The sequence below is a fragment of the Saccharomonospora sp. NB11 genome, assembly GCF_015910535.1.
Lineage (GTDB): Bacteria > Actinomycetota > Actinomycetes > Mycobacteriales > Pseudonocardiaceae > Saccharomonospora.
Genome location: NZ_JACBJG010000006.1, coordinates 118,193 through 132,000 on the forward strand (window position 1 = coordinate 118,193; position 13,808 = coordinate 132,000).

The 13,808-nt window shown below is 68.7% G+C and carries 17 protein-coding genes and 3 tRNA genes; 15 read left to right on the forward strand and 5 right to left on the reverse strand.

Annotated features, from left to right (window positions below; translation table 11 throughout):
• The first annotated feature begins 16 nt into the window (after nt 1-16).
• From JAV51_RS11020 to JAV51_RS11045, 6 genes are all read left to right on the forward strand, one after another.
• Nucleotides 17-89, forward strand: a tRNA-Thr gene (locus JAV51_RS11020).
• Nucleotides 90-104: 15 nt separating this feature from the next.
• Nucleotides 105-177, forward strand: a tRNA-Met gene (locus JAV51_RS11025).
• Between the two features lie 31 nt (nt 178-208).
• Entirely contained in the window at nt 209-373 is a 165-nt protein-coding gene (rpmG, locus tag JAV51_RS11030; protein ID WP_005443178.1) for a 50S ribosomal protein L33, read from the forward strand.
• 186 nt (nt 374-559) lie between these two features.
• The gene (locus JAV51_RS11035; protein ID WP_197320605.1) at nt 560-1,657 is read left to right on the forward strand and encodes a S1 family peptidase; all 1,098 of its coding nucleotides are present in this window, start codon (nt 560-562) and stop codon (nt 1,655-1,657) included.
• A 97-nt stretch (nt 1,658-1,754) separates the two neighbouring features.
• Nucleotides 1,755-2,198 carry a MaoC family dehydratase N-terminal domain-containing protein gene (locus JAV51_RS11040; RefSeq protein WP_197320606.1) on the forward strand — a complete coding sequence of 148 codons (444 nt, stop codon included), beginning with the start codon at nt 1,755-1,757 and terminating at the stop codon, nt 2,196-2,198.
• A 3-nt stretch (nt 2,199-2,201) separates the two neighbouring features.
• Nucleotides 2,202-2,624 (forward strand): MaoC family dehydratase, encoded by a 423-nt coding sequence (locus JAV51_RS11045; RefSeq protein ID WP_197320607.1) that lies wholly within the window; start codon nt 2,202-2,204, stop codon nt 2,622-2,624.
• 19 nt (nt 2,625-2,643) lie between these two features.
• Here JAV51_RS11045 and JAV51_RS11050 read toward each other — a convergent pair whose 3' ends face one another.
• The 4 genes from JAV51_RS11050 to JAV51_RS11065 form a co-directional block, all read right to left on the reverse strand.
• Nucleotides 2,644-3,516, reverse strand: a complete 873-nt coding sequence (locus JAV51_RS11050) for an SGNH/GDSL hydrolase family protein (protein WP_197320769.1) — start codon at nt 3,514-3,516, stop codon at nt 2,644-2,646.
• Between the two features lie 27 nt (nt 3,517-3,543).
• Entirely contained in the window at nt 3,544-4,530 is a 987-nt protein-coding gene (locus JAV51_RS11055) for a DUF1648 domain-containing protein (RefSeq protein WP_197320608.1), read from the reverse strand.
• Nucleotides 4,527-4,877, reverse strand: coding sequence for a GntR family transcriptional regulator (locus tag JAV51_RS11060; protein WP_197320609.1), 351 nt, complete (start codon nt 4,875-4,877; stop codon nt 4,527-4,529). Before JAV51_RS11060 ends, JAV51_RS11055 begins: the two co-directional genes overlap by 4 nt.
• Before the next feature lie 124 nt (nt 4,878-5,001).
• Nucleotides 5,002-6,234, reverse strand: coding sequence for a pyridoxal phosphate-dependent aminotransferase (locus JAV51_RS11065; protein ID WP_197320610.1), 1,233 nt, complete (start codon nt 6,232-6,234; stop codon nt 5,002-5,004).
• Nucleotides 6,235-6,474: 240 nt separating this feature from the next.
• Here JAV51_RS11065 and JAV51_RS11070 point away from each other — a divergent pair.
• The 5 genes from JAV51_RS11070 (at nt 6,475) to rplA (ending at nt 9,278) form a co-directional block, all read left to right on the forward strand.
• Nucleotides 6,475-6,547: transfer RNA gene (locus tag JAV51_RS11070), tRNA-Trp, on the forward strand.
• 34 nt (nt 6,548-6,581) lie between these two features.
• On the forward strand, nt 6,582-7,031 hold the full coding sequence (secE, locus tag JAV51_RS11075; protein ID WP_197320611.1) for a preprotein translocase subunit SecE: 450 nt from the start codon (nt 6,582-6,584) through the stop codon (nt 7,029-7,031).
• A 78-nt stretch (nt 7,032-7,109) separates the two neighbouring features.
• Nucleotides 7,110-7,940 (forward strand): transcription termination/antitermination protein NusG, encoded by an 831-nt coding sequence (gene nusG / locus JAV51_RS11080; protein ID WP_197320612.1) that lies wholly within the window; start codon nt 7,110-7,112, stop codon nt 7,938-7,940.
• Nucleotides 7,941-8,022: 82 nt separating this feature from the next.
• Nucleotides 8,023-8,454: a 50S ribosomal protein L11 gene (gene rplK, locus JAV51_RS11085; protein WP_197320613.1), complete on the forward strand. Its 432-nt coding sequence runs from the start codon at nt 8,023-8,025 to the stop codon at nt 8,452-8,454.
• 104 nt (nt 8,455-8,558) lie between these two features.
• Complete coding sequence (gene rplA, locus JAV51_RS11090; RefSeq protein ID WP_197320614.1) at nt 8,559-9,278, forward strand: 50S ribosomal protein L1; 720 nt, start codon at nt 8,559-8,561, stop codon at nt 9,276-9,278.
• Between the two features lie 64 nt (nt 9,279-9,342).
• Here rplA and JAV51_RS11095 read toward each other — a convergent pair whose 3' ends face one another.
• Nucleotides 9,343-10,290, reverse strand: coding sequence for a hypothetical protein (locus tag JAV51_RS11095; RefSeq protein ID WP_197320615.1), 948 nt, complete (start codon nt 10,288-10,290; stop codon nt 9,343-9,345).
• A 376-nt stretch (nt 10,291-10,666) separates the two neighbouring features.
• Here JAV51_RS11095 and rplJ point away from each other — a divergent pair, with 376 nt between their 5' ends.
• The 4 genes from rplJ to JAV51_RS11115 all read left to right on the forward strand — a co-directional run bounded on the left by rplJ (nt 10,667) and on the right by JAV51_RS11115 (nt 13,807).
• Nucleotides 10,667-11,212 carry a 50S ribosomal protein L10 gene (rplJ, locus tag JAV51_RS11100; protein ID WP_197320616.1) on the forward strand — a complete coding sequence of 182 codons (546 nt, stop codon included), beginning with the start codon at nt 10,667-10,669 and terminating at the stop codon, nt 11,210-11,212.
• Between the two features lie 54 nt (nt 11,213-11,266).
• Entirely contained in the window at nt 11,267-11,659 is a 393-nt protein-coding gene (gene rplL / locus JAV51_RS11105; RefSeq protein WP_197320617.1) for a 50S ribosomal protein L7/L12, read from the forward strand.
• A 190-nt stretch (nt 11,660-11,849) separates the two neighbouring features.
• Nucleotides 11,850-13,016, forward strand: a complete 1,167-nt coding sequence (locus JAV51_RS11110; protein ID WP_197320618.1) for an ABC transporter ATP-binding protein — start codon at nt 11,850-11,852, stop codon at nt 13,014-13,016.
• Nucleotides 13,013-13,807, forward strand: coding sequence for an ABC transporter permease (locus tag JAV51_RS11115; RefSeq protein WP_197320619.1), 795 nt, complete (start codon nt 13,013-13,015; stop codon nt 13,805-13,807). The genes JAV51_RS11110 and JAV51_RS11115 overlap by 4 nt, the downstream gene beginning before the upstream one ends.
• Nucleotide 13,808: the final 1 nt, after the last annotated feature.

Below are 13,808 nucleotides of genomic sequence, written 5' to 3' on the forward strand. Positions count from 1 at the left end.
AGCCCGGTGAGGGCAGGCCCCTTTAGCTCAGTCGGCAGAGCGTCTCCATGGTAAGGAGAAGGTCTACGGTTCGATTCCGTAAAGGGGCTCGGTGTGTGTTACGAGGCGGTGTAGCTCAGTCGGTAGAGCAAGCGGCTCATAATCGCTGTGTCGCCGGTTCGAGTCCGGCCACCGCTACGCTGTTTCGATGAGAGAGTAAGGAGCCGTTGTGGCTGCCACCGACGTACGACCGAAGATCACGTTGGCGTGCGAGGAGTGCAAGCACCGCAACTACATCACCAGGAAGAACCGTCGTAACGACCCGGATCGCCTGGAGATGAAGAAGTTCTGCCCGAACTGCGGTACGCACCGGTCGCACAAGGAAACGCGCTGACGCAGATCTCTCCAAGCTCTACGAAGCCGCCCCCGCAAACCGGGGGCGGCTTCGTTGTGTGTGGAGCATGGGAGCGTAACGGTCCTGAGGTTGGAAAAAACCCAACGAACGGGGCTACTTTTCGGTAGTGGTGTCGATCACTCTAGCGGGGACCCATTTCCAACCCTGCGGAAGTGAGGGACCGACATGAAGAGGTTGACGAAGACGACGGTCGCGGCCGGTGCGTGTGCCCTGGCGTTCGGCGCCCTGGCGCCCGCCGCCATGGCGTCCGCGGCGTCGACGTCGGCGGAGGTCGAGGGTTACTCCGCCAGCGTCCAGACCGAGGCGGTGTCCGCTCTGGTCGCCGAGCGCGGTATCGACCGGGCCGAGGCGATCGAGCTGCTGCAGAAGCAGGACGCCGCGGTGGCGGCGCTCGACTCCGCGCTGGAGCAGTTGGGTGCTCGTGCTGCGGGCGGGTACCTGGACGCCTCGGGCACGCCGGTGGTCAACGTCGTGAGCGACGCGGCCGCGGCTTCGGTGGCGGGCAGCGGCGTCGTCACGAAGGTGGTCGAGTACTCCACGGCCGAGCTCGAAGCGGCTCGGGCCGCCCTGCCGACGGTGGTCGGCACGGCCGTCGCGACCGACCCGACCACGAACCAGGTCGTCGTCACCGTCGCGGAGGAGGCCGACGCGACGGAGGTGGCCGAGCTGGAGGCCGCCGCACAGCGTCTCGGTGACGCGGTGCGTGTCGAGCATGTCGATGGCGAGTTCGAGCTGGCGATCTACGGCGGCGAGGCCATCACCGGTGGCGGCAGCCGTTGCTCGGCGGGCTTCAACGTCAACTCGGGCGGCCAGAACTACATCGTGGACGCGGGTCACTGCACGGGTGCCGTCTCGCAGTGGAACGTCGGTCCGTCGGTGGGCGCCAGCTTCCCGGGCAACGACTACGGCCTGATCCGCAACGACACGGGCAGCGCTCCCGGTGCGGTGAGCCTGTACAACGGCTCGACGCAGGCGATCAGCTCGGCTTCGAACGCCTCGGTGGGCCAGTCGATCTGCAAGAGCGGCAGCACCACGGGCCTGACCTGCGGCACGGTGACGGCCACGAACGTCACGGTGAACTACGCGGAGGGCGCGGTGCACCAGCTGGTGCAGACGTCGGCCTCGGTCAACTCCGGTGACTCCGGTGGCGCTCTGTTCGCCGGTAGCACCGCTCTCGGCATCACGTCCGGTATGGGGGGCGGCAGCTCGTTCTTCCAGCCCGTCACCGAGGCGCTGAGCGCCTACGGCGTGTCGCTCAACTGAGTTCGGTCGGTGACAGCCGTGTCCGGTCCAGGCCGGGCACGGCTGTCGTCGTTCGGTGGTCTGTCCGGTGAGGTGGCCGACCGGTACCCTGCCGTGCGTGCCACTGGATCCTAGTTACGCAGGGCGAACGTACCCGCCCACCACCACGTACGAGGTCAGCCGCAGCAAGATCGCGGAGTTCGCCGACGCGATCGGCGACGACAACCCGCTGTACCGCGACCCCGAGGCGGCCAAGGCCGCAGGCCACCCGGACGTGCTCGCCCCGCCCACGTTCCTCACGGTCGTCAACCTGAGGGCGATCAACGCGATCGTCGCCGACCCGGACCTCGGGCTCGACTACTCCCGCATGGTGCACGGTGACCAGCGGTTCACCCACCATCGTCCGGTGTACGCGGGTGACGTCCTCCGGCTCACCACCCACATCGACGAGGTGTTCGCCCGCGCGGGCAACGACTTCCTCGGCGTGCGCGCCGACATCGAGACCACGTCGGGCGAGTTGGTGTGCACGACGCACGCCCAGCTCGTCGTGAGGGGGGAGTGAACCGTGACCGAGACGATCGGTACCGAGACGTCCGTCGGCGACGAGCTGCCGCCGCTGTCCGTGCGGGTCACCCGTGAGCAGTTGGTGCGCTACGCGGGTGCGTCGCTGGACTTCAACCCGATCCACTGGAACGAACGCTTCGCCACCGAGGTCGGCCTGCCCGGCGTGATCGCGCACGGGATGCTGACCATGGCTCTCGGTGGCAGGGTCGTCACCGACTGGCTCGGCGACCCCTCGCGCCTGGTCGAGTACGGCGCCCGGTTCACTCGACCGGTGGTCGTGCCGGACGACGACACCGGCGCGTTGGTGGAGTTCAGCGGCAAGGTCGCGCAGATTCGCGACGACGGCACCGCCAGGATCGACATCACGGCGAAGTTCGACGGCAAGACCGTGCTGGGCAAGGCGCAGGCGGTCGTCCGGCTCTGAGCGGCGCTCGCCGGTGCGGTCACCGCGTCCGGATGGCGGCGAGGACCGCGTCGGCGATCGCGCGTTCTCCTCGTGCGGTCGGATGCAGAGGTGCCGCACCGGTCGTGGACTCCAGTCCCTCGATCCAGCGTTGCCCCTCCGCCGCACACAGGTGGTGCTCGGCTGTGGGTGTCGCCGTGTCGACGAACCGGGCGCCGTGCGCGTTGGCCTGCTGCTCCAGCACGTGGTTCAGCAGGTCCAGCCCTTCCCGGAGCGCGGCGAGGTCGGCGAGGTCGTGGGGGAGGACGTCGGCGCACGTCGCCGGATCGGCGGGCAGGATCGTCGGGTAGCCGACCACGAGCACGCGAGCGTCGGGTGCCCGCTCGCGGACGGCCCGCACCGCCTCGGCGACGGCCGCCACGGTGTTGCCCACGCGCTCCTCGACCGCTGCGCTCTCACCGCACCGGCCGCCCTCGGCCGCCACCTCGGCGCACTGCCCGGCCAACTGCACCAGACCCACGTCGTTGCCGCCGATGCCGAGTGTCACCAACGTCGTGTCGGGGGTGAGTGCGTCGAGCTGCGGCGGGTTGGTGCCGTCGGCGGTCTGTTGCGGGCTGGTGAGGTGCTCGGTCGTGGCGCCACCGCAACTGGCGTCGGTGAAGCTGGCGGGTGCCAGCTCCGCCGCGACCAGGCGCGGGTAGTTGTTGTCCGACCGCTCGCATCCGATCGGTGAGCCCACACCCCGGCCGGTGCCGGGTGCCGAGGTGTAGGAGTCGCCGAGAGCCACGTAGTGCACCGGCTCGGCGGACTCTCCGGCCGTGGACCGCTCCCCGCTCGCGCACGCCGCGGTGAGCGCCGCCAGGACCGTCACGACCGACACGGCCACCCGCGGCGCCACCGAGGTGAGTCCCATTCGTCCGCGCAGCACCTCTCGGTTGTATCAGGAGGCCCGGTCGCGAGCCTGTCGAACGAGGTCGTTGACCAGGCCCGCCGCCTGATCGGGGTGGTCGACCGTCGCGATCACCCTGCGCTTGGTGCTCAGCGTCAGGACGAGTGCCTCGCCGCCGCGGCACTTGAACGCCACGTCACCGGAGGCGTTGAGCCGCACACCGAGGCCGCCGTTGCCCAGGAGAGTCAGGGTCGTCGTGCCTGCGGAGGTGACGTCGGAGAGCGGCACGGTGCGGCGGGGATACCCGAGCAGCCCCATGCGGATCGAGACGGCCTTCTCGTCGATCGTGACCCGCACGGAGGCGATGCCCACGGCGGCGAGCGCACCGACCAGCAGCGGGACGAGCGCCGAGCTCCAGGTGGGCGCCGTGCCCGACAGGGCGCTGACGATCGCGATCACGACCGGGGGAGCGACGACGCAGATCACGGCCAGACCGGCGTTCGTGGTGCCCCCGACCCACGTCGCCCGCTCGTGGGCGGCCAGACCGACGCTCTCGACGGTCACGACGTCGTCGCGGCGTCGCTGCGGAGGCACGTCGGGGGCGACGAGCCAGGCCAGCGCGCCGACGACCAGCCCGAGGCCCAGCAGGAGCGGAACGGTCGTGGCCGCGCCGGCTGCGTCCTCCCACGACGCCGCGTCGAGCGTGCTGACCATCGACGTCACGAGGGTTGCGACGGGCAACGCCGCGACACCGGCGGCCAGGCCGAGCAGCGGGCGATGAACTCCTCGGCCGGTGCGCCACAACACGAAGGCTGTGACCGTGACGGCGACGGTCAGGGCGAGCGTGATCGCGACCGTCCACGTCGTCAGGGGTGCCAGCCCGGTCGCCTGGTCGGGCGTACCCGACGGGCCCCAATGGGTGGCCACCTCGTCGGGGAGGCGGTCCGCCCACGCGTTGCGCAGCGCCAACGCCGCGACGGTGAGCAGGACGGGCCCGCTGAGGAGAGCTGCCACCACCCGCATCGGAACACTTCTCACGAGAACTTCCTCCTGACGATCGTGACCAACTCGTCGACGTCCACGCCGACTCGTCGGCTCTCTGCCACGAGCTCGCCGACCAGCGCGGCCAGCCGCGCGTGTCCGTCGGCCTGTCCCTTCACCACGGCGCCCCGCCTTCGTCGGAGGTCGATGACGCCCTCGTCCCGCAACGTCGCGTACGCCCGGAGGACCGTGTGCACGTTGACGTCGAGCAGCGTCGCGAGCTCCCGTGCGGGAGGGAGCTGCTCGCCCGGCTTGACGCGCTGCTCGGACAGGGCACGCCGGACCGACGCGGCGAGCTGTTCGTACAGCGGGGTCGTCGACGACGGGTCGATGCGAAACAGCATAGTTCTAACTGTACTAGAACAATGAACTCTAATGCGGGTGCTTACGCAACGAGGCCCACGCCGTCCCCGGAAACGACGAAGCCCCCGAGGTGGGAACCCCGGGGGCTTCGCGACGTGCTCGTGACTACTTGGCCTCGGAGAGCAGCTCCGCCACGCGGGTCACGCCCTCGACCAGGTCGTCCTCGGCCAGCGCGTACGAGAACCGGAAGTAGCCGGGCGTGCCGAACGCCTCGCCCGGAACCACGGCCACCTCGACCTCACGCAGGATCAGGTCGGCCAGCTCGACGGTGTCCGCCGGCTTCTGGCCCCGGATCTCCTTGCCGAGCAGTGCCTTCACCGACGGATACGCGTAGAACGCGCCTTCCGGCGTGGGGCACTCGACGCCCGGAATCTCCGACAGCATCGACACGATCCGGCGGCGACGCTTGTCGAACGCGGCGCGCATCTCCTCCACCACGTCCAGCGGCCCGGCGACGGCCGCCAGCGCCGCCCGCTGGGCCACGTTGGCGACGTTGCCGCACAGGTGGGACTGGAAGCTCGACGCGGCCTTGATGACGTCCTGCGGGCCGACGATCCAGCCGACACGCCATCCGGTCATCGAGTAGGTCTTCGCGACGCCGTTCAGGATCAGCGTCCGGTCGGCCATCTCGGGCACCACGACGGGCAGCGACTCGGCCTTGACGCCGTCGTAGACGAGGTGCTCGTAGATCTCGTCGGTGATCACCCAGATGTCGTGCTCGGCGGCCCAGCGGCCGATCTCCGCCACCTGCTCCCGCGTGTACACCGCGCCGGTGGGGTTCGACGGCGAGTTGAACAGCAGTACCTTGGTGCGCTCGGTGCGCGCCGCTTCCAGCTGGTCCACCGTGACCCGGTAGCCCGTCGACTCGTCGGCGGTGACCTGCACCGGGACCCCGCCGGCGAGGGTGATCGACTCGGGGTAGGTCGTCCAGTAGGGGGCGAGCAGCAGCACCTCGTCGCCCGGGTCGAGCAGGGTGGCGAACGCCGAGTAGACGGCCTGCTTGCCGCCGTTGGTCACGAGTACCTGCGACGCGTCGCACGAGAAGCCGGAGTCGCGCAGCGTCTTGGCGGCGATGGCTTCCCGCAGTTCCGGGAGCCCGGCGGCGGCCGTGTAACCGTGGTTGCTGCGGTCGTGCACCGCTGCCGCGGCTGCCTCCACGACGTAGTTGGGGGTCGGGAAGTCGGGCTGCCCGGCGCCGAAGCCGATCACGGGCCGCCCCTCGGCCTTGAGTGCCTTCGCCTTCGCGTCGACGGCGAGTGTCGCCGACGGCGTGATGCCGGCGATGCGAGCGGACACTCGGGGACGGGAACCGGAGGCAGAGCTGTCGGATGTGGCCATGCCGACAGTTTTCCACGTGAGCCATACTGCCTGGCAGCAGCCCTCCTTCGAGCGTCGTGGCCCCCTGGTGTGGGCGCGGTGGGAGACGCCCCGTGATCGCCTCGCCACGCCGTAAGTAGGGCGTGGTTGCGAGTCACCCTCGGGCTTGCCGTAGACTGCTGAACTTGGAACGTCCGGAACCGGCCCCACGACTCTCGCGGGGTTGGTGAAGAGCGTCCTTGTGAGTGGGTCACCGCTCGAAGGGGTGTAGCTCAACTGGCAGAGCAGCGGCCTCCAAAGCCGCAGGTTGCAGGTTCAAGTCCTGTCACCCCTGCGTTGACGTGTCAGGTGGAGCGGAGGAGTAGCTCGTGAGCGAGGACGGGGAGAAGGACAAGGAGAGGGCGGCTGAGCGCCCTTCCCGTCCGGACACCGCCGCGGCTCGGCGCGCACGGCGTGCCTCCGCTGACCGAACGGGCACACCAGCCAAGGCCGGCTCCGGGGGAGCCCGCAAGGGTGCGGAGTCGAAGCGGCCCGCTCCGAAGGGAAAGGCGCCGGAGAAGGCTGCCAAGCCCGAGGGCAAGGGTGCGCCGACCCCGAAGCGGAATCGGCAGGAGACCAAGAAGGGCTCTCCGTTCGCCCGCATCGGGCGTTTCGTCCGCGAGGTGTGGGGCGAGCTGCGCAAGGTCATCTGGCCGACGCGCAAGCAGATGGTCACCTACACCACGGTGGTCCTGGCCTTCCTGGTGTTCATGGTGGCCCTCGTGGCCGGACTCGACTTCGTCTTCCTTGAGGGCGTCGACGTCGTCTTCGGTAACTAGGTTGCCTACTTCCTCGCGGGTCGCGACGTCCACGCGGCGCCCGCGACCACCACACGCGATCAACTGAGAGGACGGAAAGTGACCTCCGAGAACGGCTCAGGAGCCGGTCAGGACCTGACCGGCCTCTCCGAGGAGCAGGCGCTCGCCGCCACCGGCGACGCGGACTCGGATGCCACCGAGACCGCCGAGGTGGCCGAGGCCGCCGAGACGCCCGAGGCCGACCAGCCCTCGGAGACTTCCGGGGCTTCGGAGGCCGCCGGAGACGACAGCGCGGAGAGTGCCGCCGACGAGGACCCCGCCGCCAAGCTGAAGGCCGAGCTGCGGAACCTCCCCGGCGACTGGTACGTCGTGCACTCCTACGCCGGTTACGAGAACCGGGTGAAGAGCAACCTCGAGACCCGTCGGCAGACGCTGGACGTCGAGGACTACATCTTCCAGATCGAGGTGCCCACCGAAGAGGTCACCGAGATCAAGAACGGCCAGCGCAAGATCGTGCAGCGCAAGGTGCTGCCGGGCTACATCCTCGTGCGGATGGAGCTGAACGACGCCTCGTGGAGCGCGGTGCGGAACACCCCGGGTGTGACCGGGTTCGTCGGCGCCACCTCGCGTCCGTCTCCGCTCAGCCTGGACGACGTGGTCAAGTTCCTCGCCCCGAAGGTCGAGAAGCCGGAGCCCGCGAAGGCAGGCAAGGGCGAGCCCGCCGAGGCCGCGCAGCCCGCCGCCTCCGGCGCCGTCGAGGTCGACTTCGAGGTCGGCGAGTCGGTCACGGTGATGGACGGCCCGTTCGCCACGCTCCCCGCCACGATCAGCGAGGTCAACGCGGACGCCCAGAAGCTGAAGGTCCTGGTGTCGATCTTCGGCCGGGAGACGCCGGTCGAGCTGTCGTTCACCCAGGTCTCCAAGATCTGACGGCCGGGTACGCTCGGCCGCAGGCACAGTCCCACGCCATGGCAGGGGCGTGGGGACGAGCGACATTGAACAGGAACGAAGAATGCCACCCAAGAAGAAGAAGCTTGCAGCGATCATCAAGCTGCAGATCCAGGCGGGCGCCGCGAACCCGGCCCCGCCCGTCGGTCCGGCGCTGGGTCAGCACGGCGTCAACATCATGGAGTTCTGCAAGGCCTACAACGCCGCGACCGAGTCGCAGCGCGGCAACGTGGTGCCCGTCGAGATCTCCGTCTACGAGGACCGCTCGTTCGACTTCAAGCTCAAGACCCCGCCCGCCGCGAAGCTGCTGCTGAAGGCCGCCGGCGTCGACAAGGGCAGCGGTGAGCCGCACAAGTCGAAGGTCGGCAAGGTCACCTGGGACCAGATCCGTGAGATCGCGGAGACCAAGAAGTCCGACCTCAACGCCAACGACGTCGATCAGGCCGCCAAGATCATCGCCGGTACCGCTCGCTCGATGGGCATCACGGTCGAGTGACCGTCGGTGGCCGGACGGCCCTGCGGGGCTCCGAGCCACCTGTGGGAGGGCCAGGCGCTGGCCCGGACCACAACTGATCCGCCACGAACTTCGAAGGACAGAACATGACGAAGCGCAGCAAGGCCTACCGTCAGGCCGCCGAGCTGATCGACCGCGAGCGGCTGTACACGCCGCTGGAGGCCGCGAAGCTCGCCAAGGAAACGTCCAAGATCAAGATGGACGCCACCGTCGAGGTCGCGATGCGACTCGGCGTCGACCCCCGCAAGGCCGACCAGATGGTCCGCGGCACCGTGAACCTGCCGCACGGAACGGGTAAGACCGTCCGCGTCATCGCTTTCGCGACCGGTGACAAGGCCGCCGAGGCCGAGGCCGCCGGTGCCGACGCGGTCGGTTCCGACGACTTGATCGAGCGCATCCAGGGTGGCTGGCTCGATTTCGACGCCGCGATCGCGACGCCGGACCAGATGGCGAAGGTGGGCCGGGTGGCCCGCATCCTCGGCCCGCGTGGCCTGATGCCGAACCCCAAGACCGGCACCGTGACGCCGGACGTCGCCAAGGCCGTGGCCGACATCAAGGGCGGTAAGGTCAGCTTCCGGGTGGACAAGCAGGCCAACCTGCACATGGTGATCGGCAAGGCGTCGTTCGACGCCGAGAAGCTGGTGGAGAACTACGCCGCCGCGCTGGACGAGGTGCTGCGGGTGAAGCCGTCCTCCTCGAAGGGCCGCTACCTCAAGAAAGTCACCTTCTCCACCACCATGGGCCCGGGCATCCCGGTGGACCCGGCTCGCACGCGGAACCTGCTGAGCGAGGACGCCAACGCCTGACGGGTACCTGACGTTCGTTCGGGGCGGTCATCCGAGGGATGGCCGCCCCGACGTCGTTTCCGGGTCAGTTGTCGTCGGTCGAGCTCGTGCTCGGCGTGGCGGGGCAGGTGGTGGGACCCGGCTGGTGGCCGGTGATCAGCCACTGGCCCATCTCGACCTGGCTGACCTCGAACACGCCCAGCGCGGGGCCGCCCTTGACGGCGAAGTCGCACGAGTCGATGCGGACCGTCGTCGCGTCCGGGTCGTACCACCGAGGGAAGATCGACTCGGCGTAGTCGTTGACGTGGGTGACCTGCTCGTGCAGGGCCAGCACCGCGGCGCGGCAGTCGGTGTGCCCGGTGTTCTCGGCGAACCGCTGCTGGATGCCGTTCTCGTTGTCGAAGTGCCCGCATGCCTCGGCGATCAGCGGGCGGTTGGTGCGCGGGTCCTCCTGGGCGATGGAGTCGTAGACCCGGCGGACGGCCTCGTGTGGCTGCTTCGCGAGCAGCTCGCGGGTGTGGTAGGTACCGCCGCCCATCCGGGCCGCGGCCTCGGTGTCGGTGCCGCCGTTGTCCGAACCGAAAAGCTGGTTGAACGCCCAGTTGGCGAAGAGCGCGAGCAGCAGGAAGAAGACGAGCCAGCCGATGACCTTCTTGCCGAGCCACTGCAGCCAGCGGGGCACGCGGCTGGTGGCAGGCGGAGGCTGCGGCGAAGGTGGTGACGGCGGGACGAGATCGGTGGTGCCGGTGGTCTGGAGCGTGCCGGAGGGTGCTGGCCCGCCGCCCTCCTGCTGCCGGAGGAACTGTTGGAACTGCTGAAACTGCTGGAACTCGCGGAAGGCCTGGAACTGGCGTAGTTGCTCGGCGTCGACTTGCTGAGCCGGGGCGAGTTCCGCGCCCGGTGTGGTGGGTGCGTGCGGGGTGGCGCCGACGTCGATGCCGGGATCGCCGTGGGTACCGGGCTGCGGGTGCGTGCCCGGTGTGTCCGGTCGGTCGGGGGTTCCGTCAGGTCGCTGCTCCACCACGTCACCCATGATGCCTGCTCGCACACGAATCGTGGCCTACGCGGCGAGCATTCGTCGTGACACCGAGGGCGCACGGGGTGCGAGCGGGGGCAAGCGAGGGCATCGATGAGGTGTTCGCCGGGGGCGGTGTGGGCGTCTTCCCAGGTGGTGCGTATGCTGGTCGACGGTTCTACCGAAGACCGCTGGTCTTTCCCACGCCGGAGCGTGGGGAACGAAGGTCCCGTGCAAGGCGGGCGGCCCGCGCAGGAGGACGAGGCTCGTGTGACGTCGGATCGTGTCCGACGACCCGCGAAGGTACGCCCCGCGCCTGCTGCGCCGGGGCGTTTTGTCGTTGTGGGGGTCCGGGCAACGCCGGTGGTCATTGAAGCCAAGAGAGGAGGCGACCATGGCGAAGCCCGACAAGGTGGCGGCCGTCGCCGACATCGCGGACAGCTTCCGCAACAGCTCGGCTGCCGTCGTCACCCAGTACAGCGGCCTCTCCGTGTCCCAGCTCAGCGAGCTGCGCCGCGCTCTCGGCGACACCGCCAACTACCGGGTCGCGAAGAACACCCTCGTGAAGCGTGCCGCCGAGGAGGCGGGCGTCGAGGGGCTCGACGAGCTGTTCGTCGGTCCCACGGCCATCGCGTTCATCGAGGGCGAGCCGGTTGAGGCCGCGAAGGCGCTTCGCGACTTCGCGAAGGACAACAACGCCCTCGTGATCAAGGGCGGCTACATGGACGGCAAGAGCCTCTCGGTCAGCGAGATCGAGCGGATTGCCGACCTGGAGAGCCGCGAGGTGCTGCTCGCCAAGACGGCGGGCGCGCTGAAGGCGAAGCTGTCCCAGGCCGCTGCGCTGTTCCAGGCCCCGGCGTCGCAGATCGCCCGCCTGGGCGCTGCGCTCGAGGAGAAGCGCAAGTCCGAAGGTGGCGCCGACGAGGCTGCCGAGAGCTGATCACCACCCACCCGACTCACCAACCACGAGTCCGTTAGAGGAAGGAACGCCATCATGGCGAAGCTGAGCACCGACGAACTGCTCGACGCGTTCAAGGAGCTGACGCTGCTCGAGCTCTCCGAGTTCGTGAAGAAGTTCGAGGAGACCTTCGACGTCACCGCCGCCGCTCCGGCCGCCGTCATGGCCGCCCCGGGTGCCGCCGGTGGCGCGGCTGCTCCGGCCGAGGAGGAGAAGGACGAGTTCGACGTCATCATCGAGGCCGCTGGTGACAAGAAGATCCAGGTCATCAAGGTCGTGCGTGAGGTCGTCTCCGGCCTGGGCCTGAAGGAGGCCAAGGAGCTGGTCGAGAGCGCTCCGAAGCCGCTCCTGGAGAATGTCGACAAGGAGGCCGCCGAGGCCGCCAAGGAGAAGCTGGAGGCCGCCGGCGCCAAGGTTTCGCTCAAGTGAGCTGACGCCACTTCGGCTTCGAAGGCGGGTCGTTCGTCGTGTGACGGACGGCCCGCCTTTTTGTCACCCGGTCGTGGGTTAGTGTGCTGCAGGCCACGGGCGCGCCCCCAGAAACAACTGGTGAGTAACCTGCGCGCCTCGAACTCGTTGCACGTTGTTGACGCGCCACGAACACAGACCGGGAGGTGCGATGGGTGCCGAGGTGGTCATCGAAGGACTCAGCAAGTCCTTCGGCAAGCACACCATCTGGCGGGATGTCACGCTGACTCTGCCTCCCGGCGAGGTGTCGGTGATGCTGGGCCCGTCCGGCACAGGCAAGTCGGTGTTCCTCAAGTCCATGATCGGACTGTTGAAACCGGACAGAGGCAAGTGCGTCATCAATGGTGTGGACATCGTCCGTTGCTCGGAGCGCAAGCTCTACGAGATCCGCAAGTTGTTCGGGGTGCTCTTCCAGGACGGCGCGCTGTTCGGGTCGATGAACCTTTACGACAACGTCGCCTTCCCGCTGCGTGAGCACACGAAGAAGTCGGAGACGGAGATCCGTCGGATCGTCTTCGAGAAGCTGGAGATGACGGGTCTGGCGGGTGCGGAACGCAAGCTGCCCGGCGAGATCTCGGGCGGTATGCGCAAGCGGGCCGGGCTCGCGAGGGCGCTCGTGCTCGACCCGGAGATCATCCTCGTCGACGAGCCGGACTCCGGTCTGGACCCGGTGCGCACGACCTACATCTCGCAGCTCTTCATCGACGTGAACGCGCAGATCGACGCGACGTTCCTCATCGTCACCCACAACATCAACCTGGCGCGGACGGTGCCCGACAACCTCGGGATGCTGTACCGCAAGGAACTGGTGATGTTCGGTCCCCGCGAGGTTCTGCTCACCAGTGAGGAACCCGCGGTCAAGCAGTTCCTGAACGGCCGCATGGACGGTCCGATCGGGATGTCCGAGGAGAAGGACTCCGCGACGCTGGCCGCCGAGCGCGCGATGTTCGAGGCCGGCCACCACGCCGGTGGGGTCGAGGAGATCGAGGGCGTTCCGCCGCAGTTGCAGCCGACTCCCGGCCTGCCGGAGCGACAGGGCGCGCGGCGGCGCAAGGACCGCGTCATGCGCATCCTCCACACGCTGCCCGCACCGGCCCGCGAGTCGATCATCGCGTCGTTGACGCCCGAGGAACGCCGCCACTACGGCGTCCACAGCGCCCGGCCCGCTCACGCCGGTGTCGCGGGTGTGCAGCAGGGCACCCTGCCGACCGGCGACGTGGCGAGGCTTCCCGACTCCGACTGGACCCGACCGCTTCCGTCGAACTCCGACACGAGTTCCGACGTGACCCGTCGACTACCTGAGCAAGGAAATCTATGAGTTCACCGGCCTCGACGGCCAGGATTCCCGGCGCCGGGATGCTCCGCGAGACCGGGCGGTTGTTCGCGCTCGGCCTCGACGTGGCTCGTGGAGTGTTCCAACGGCCTTTCCAGTTCCGGGAGTTCATCCAGCAGGCGTGGTTCATCGCCAGTGTGACGATCCTGCCGACAGCACTGGTCGCGATCCCGTTCGGCGCGGTCATCTCGATGCAGTTCGGGTCGCTGGCCAAGCAGTTGGGGGCGCAGTCGTACACCGGTGCGGGCAGCGTGCTCGCGACGGTGCAGCAGGCGAGCCCGCTCGTGGTGGCGTTGCTGGTGGCGGGCGCGGGAGGCTCGGCCATCTGCGCCGACATCGGCGCGCGCACCATCCGCGAGGAGATCGACGCCATGGAGGTGCTCGGCGTGTCGGCCGTGCAGCGCCTCGTGGTGCCGAGGGTGCTCGCGTGCATGTTCGTGGCGTTGCTGCTCAACGGCATGGTGAGCGTCATCGGTGTGCTGGGTGGCTACTTCTTCAACGTCGTGCTCCAGGACGGCACACCCGGCGCGTACCTGGCGAGTTTCTCGGCGCTGGCGCAGCTCTCCGACTTGTGGATCGGTGAGATCAAGGCACTGATCTTCGGGTTCATCGCCGCGGTGGTCGCCGCCTACCGTGGCCTCAACCCGCCCCCTGGACCGAAGGGGGTCGGCGACGCCGTGAACCAGTCGGTCGTCATCACGTTCCTGCTGCTGTTCGTGGTCAACACGGTGATCACACTGATCTACCTGCAGCTCGTTCCTTCGAAGCTGGACTGAC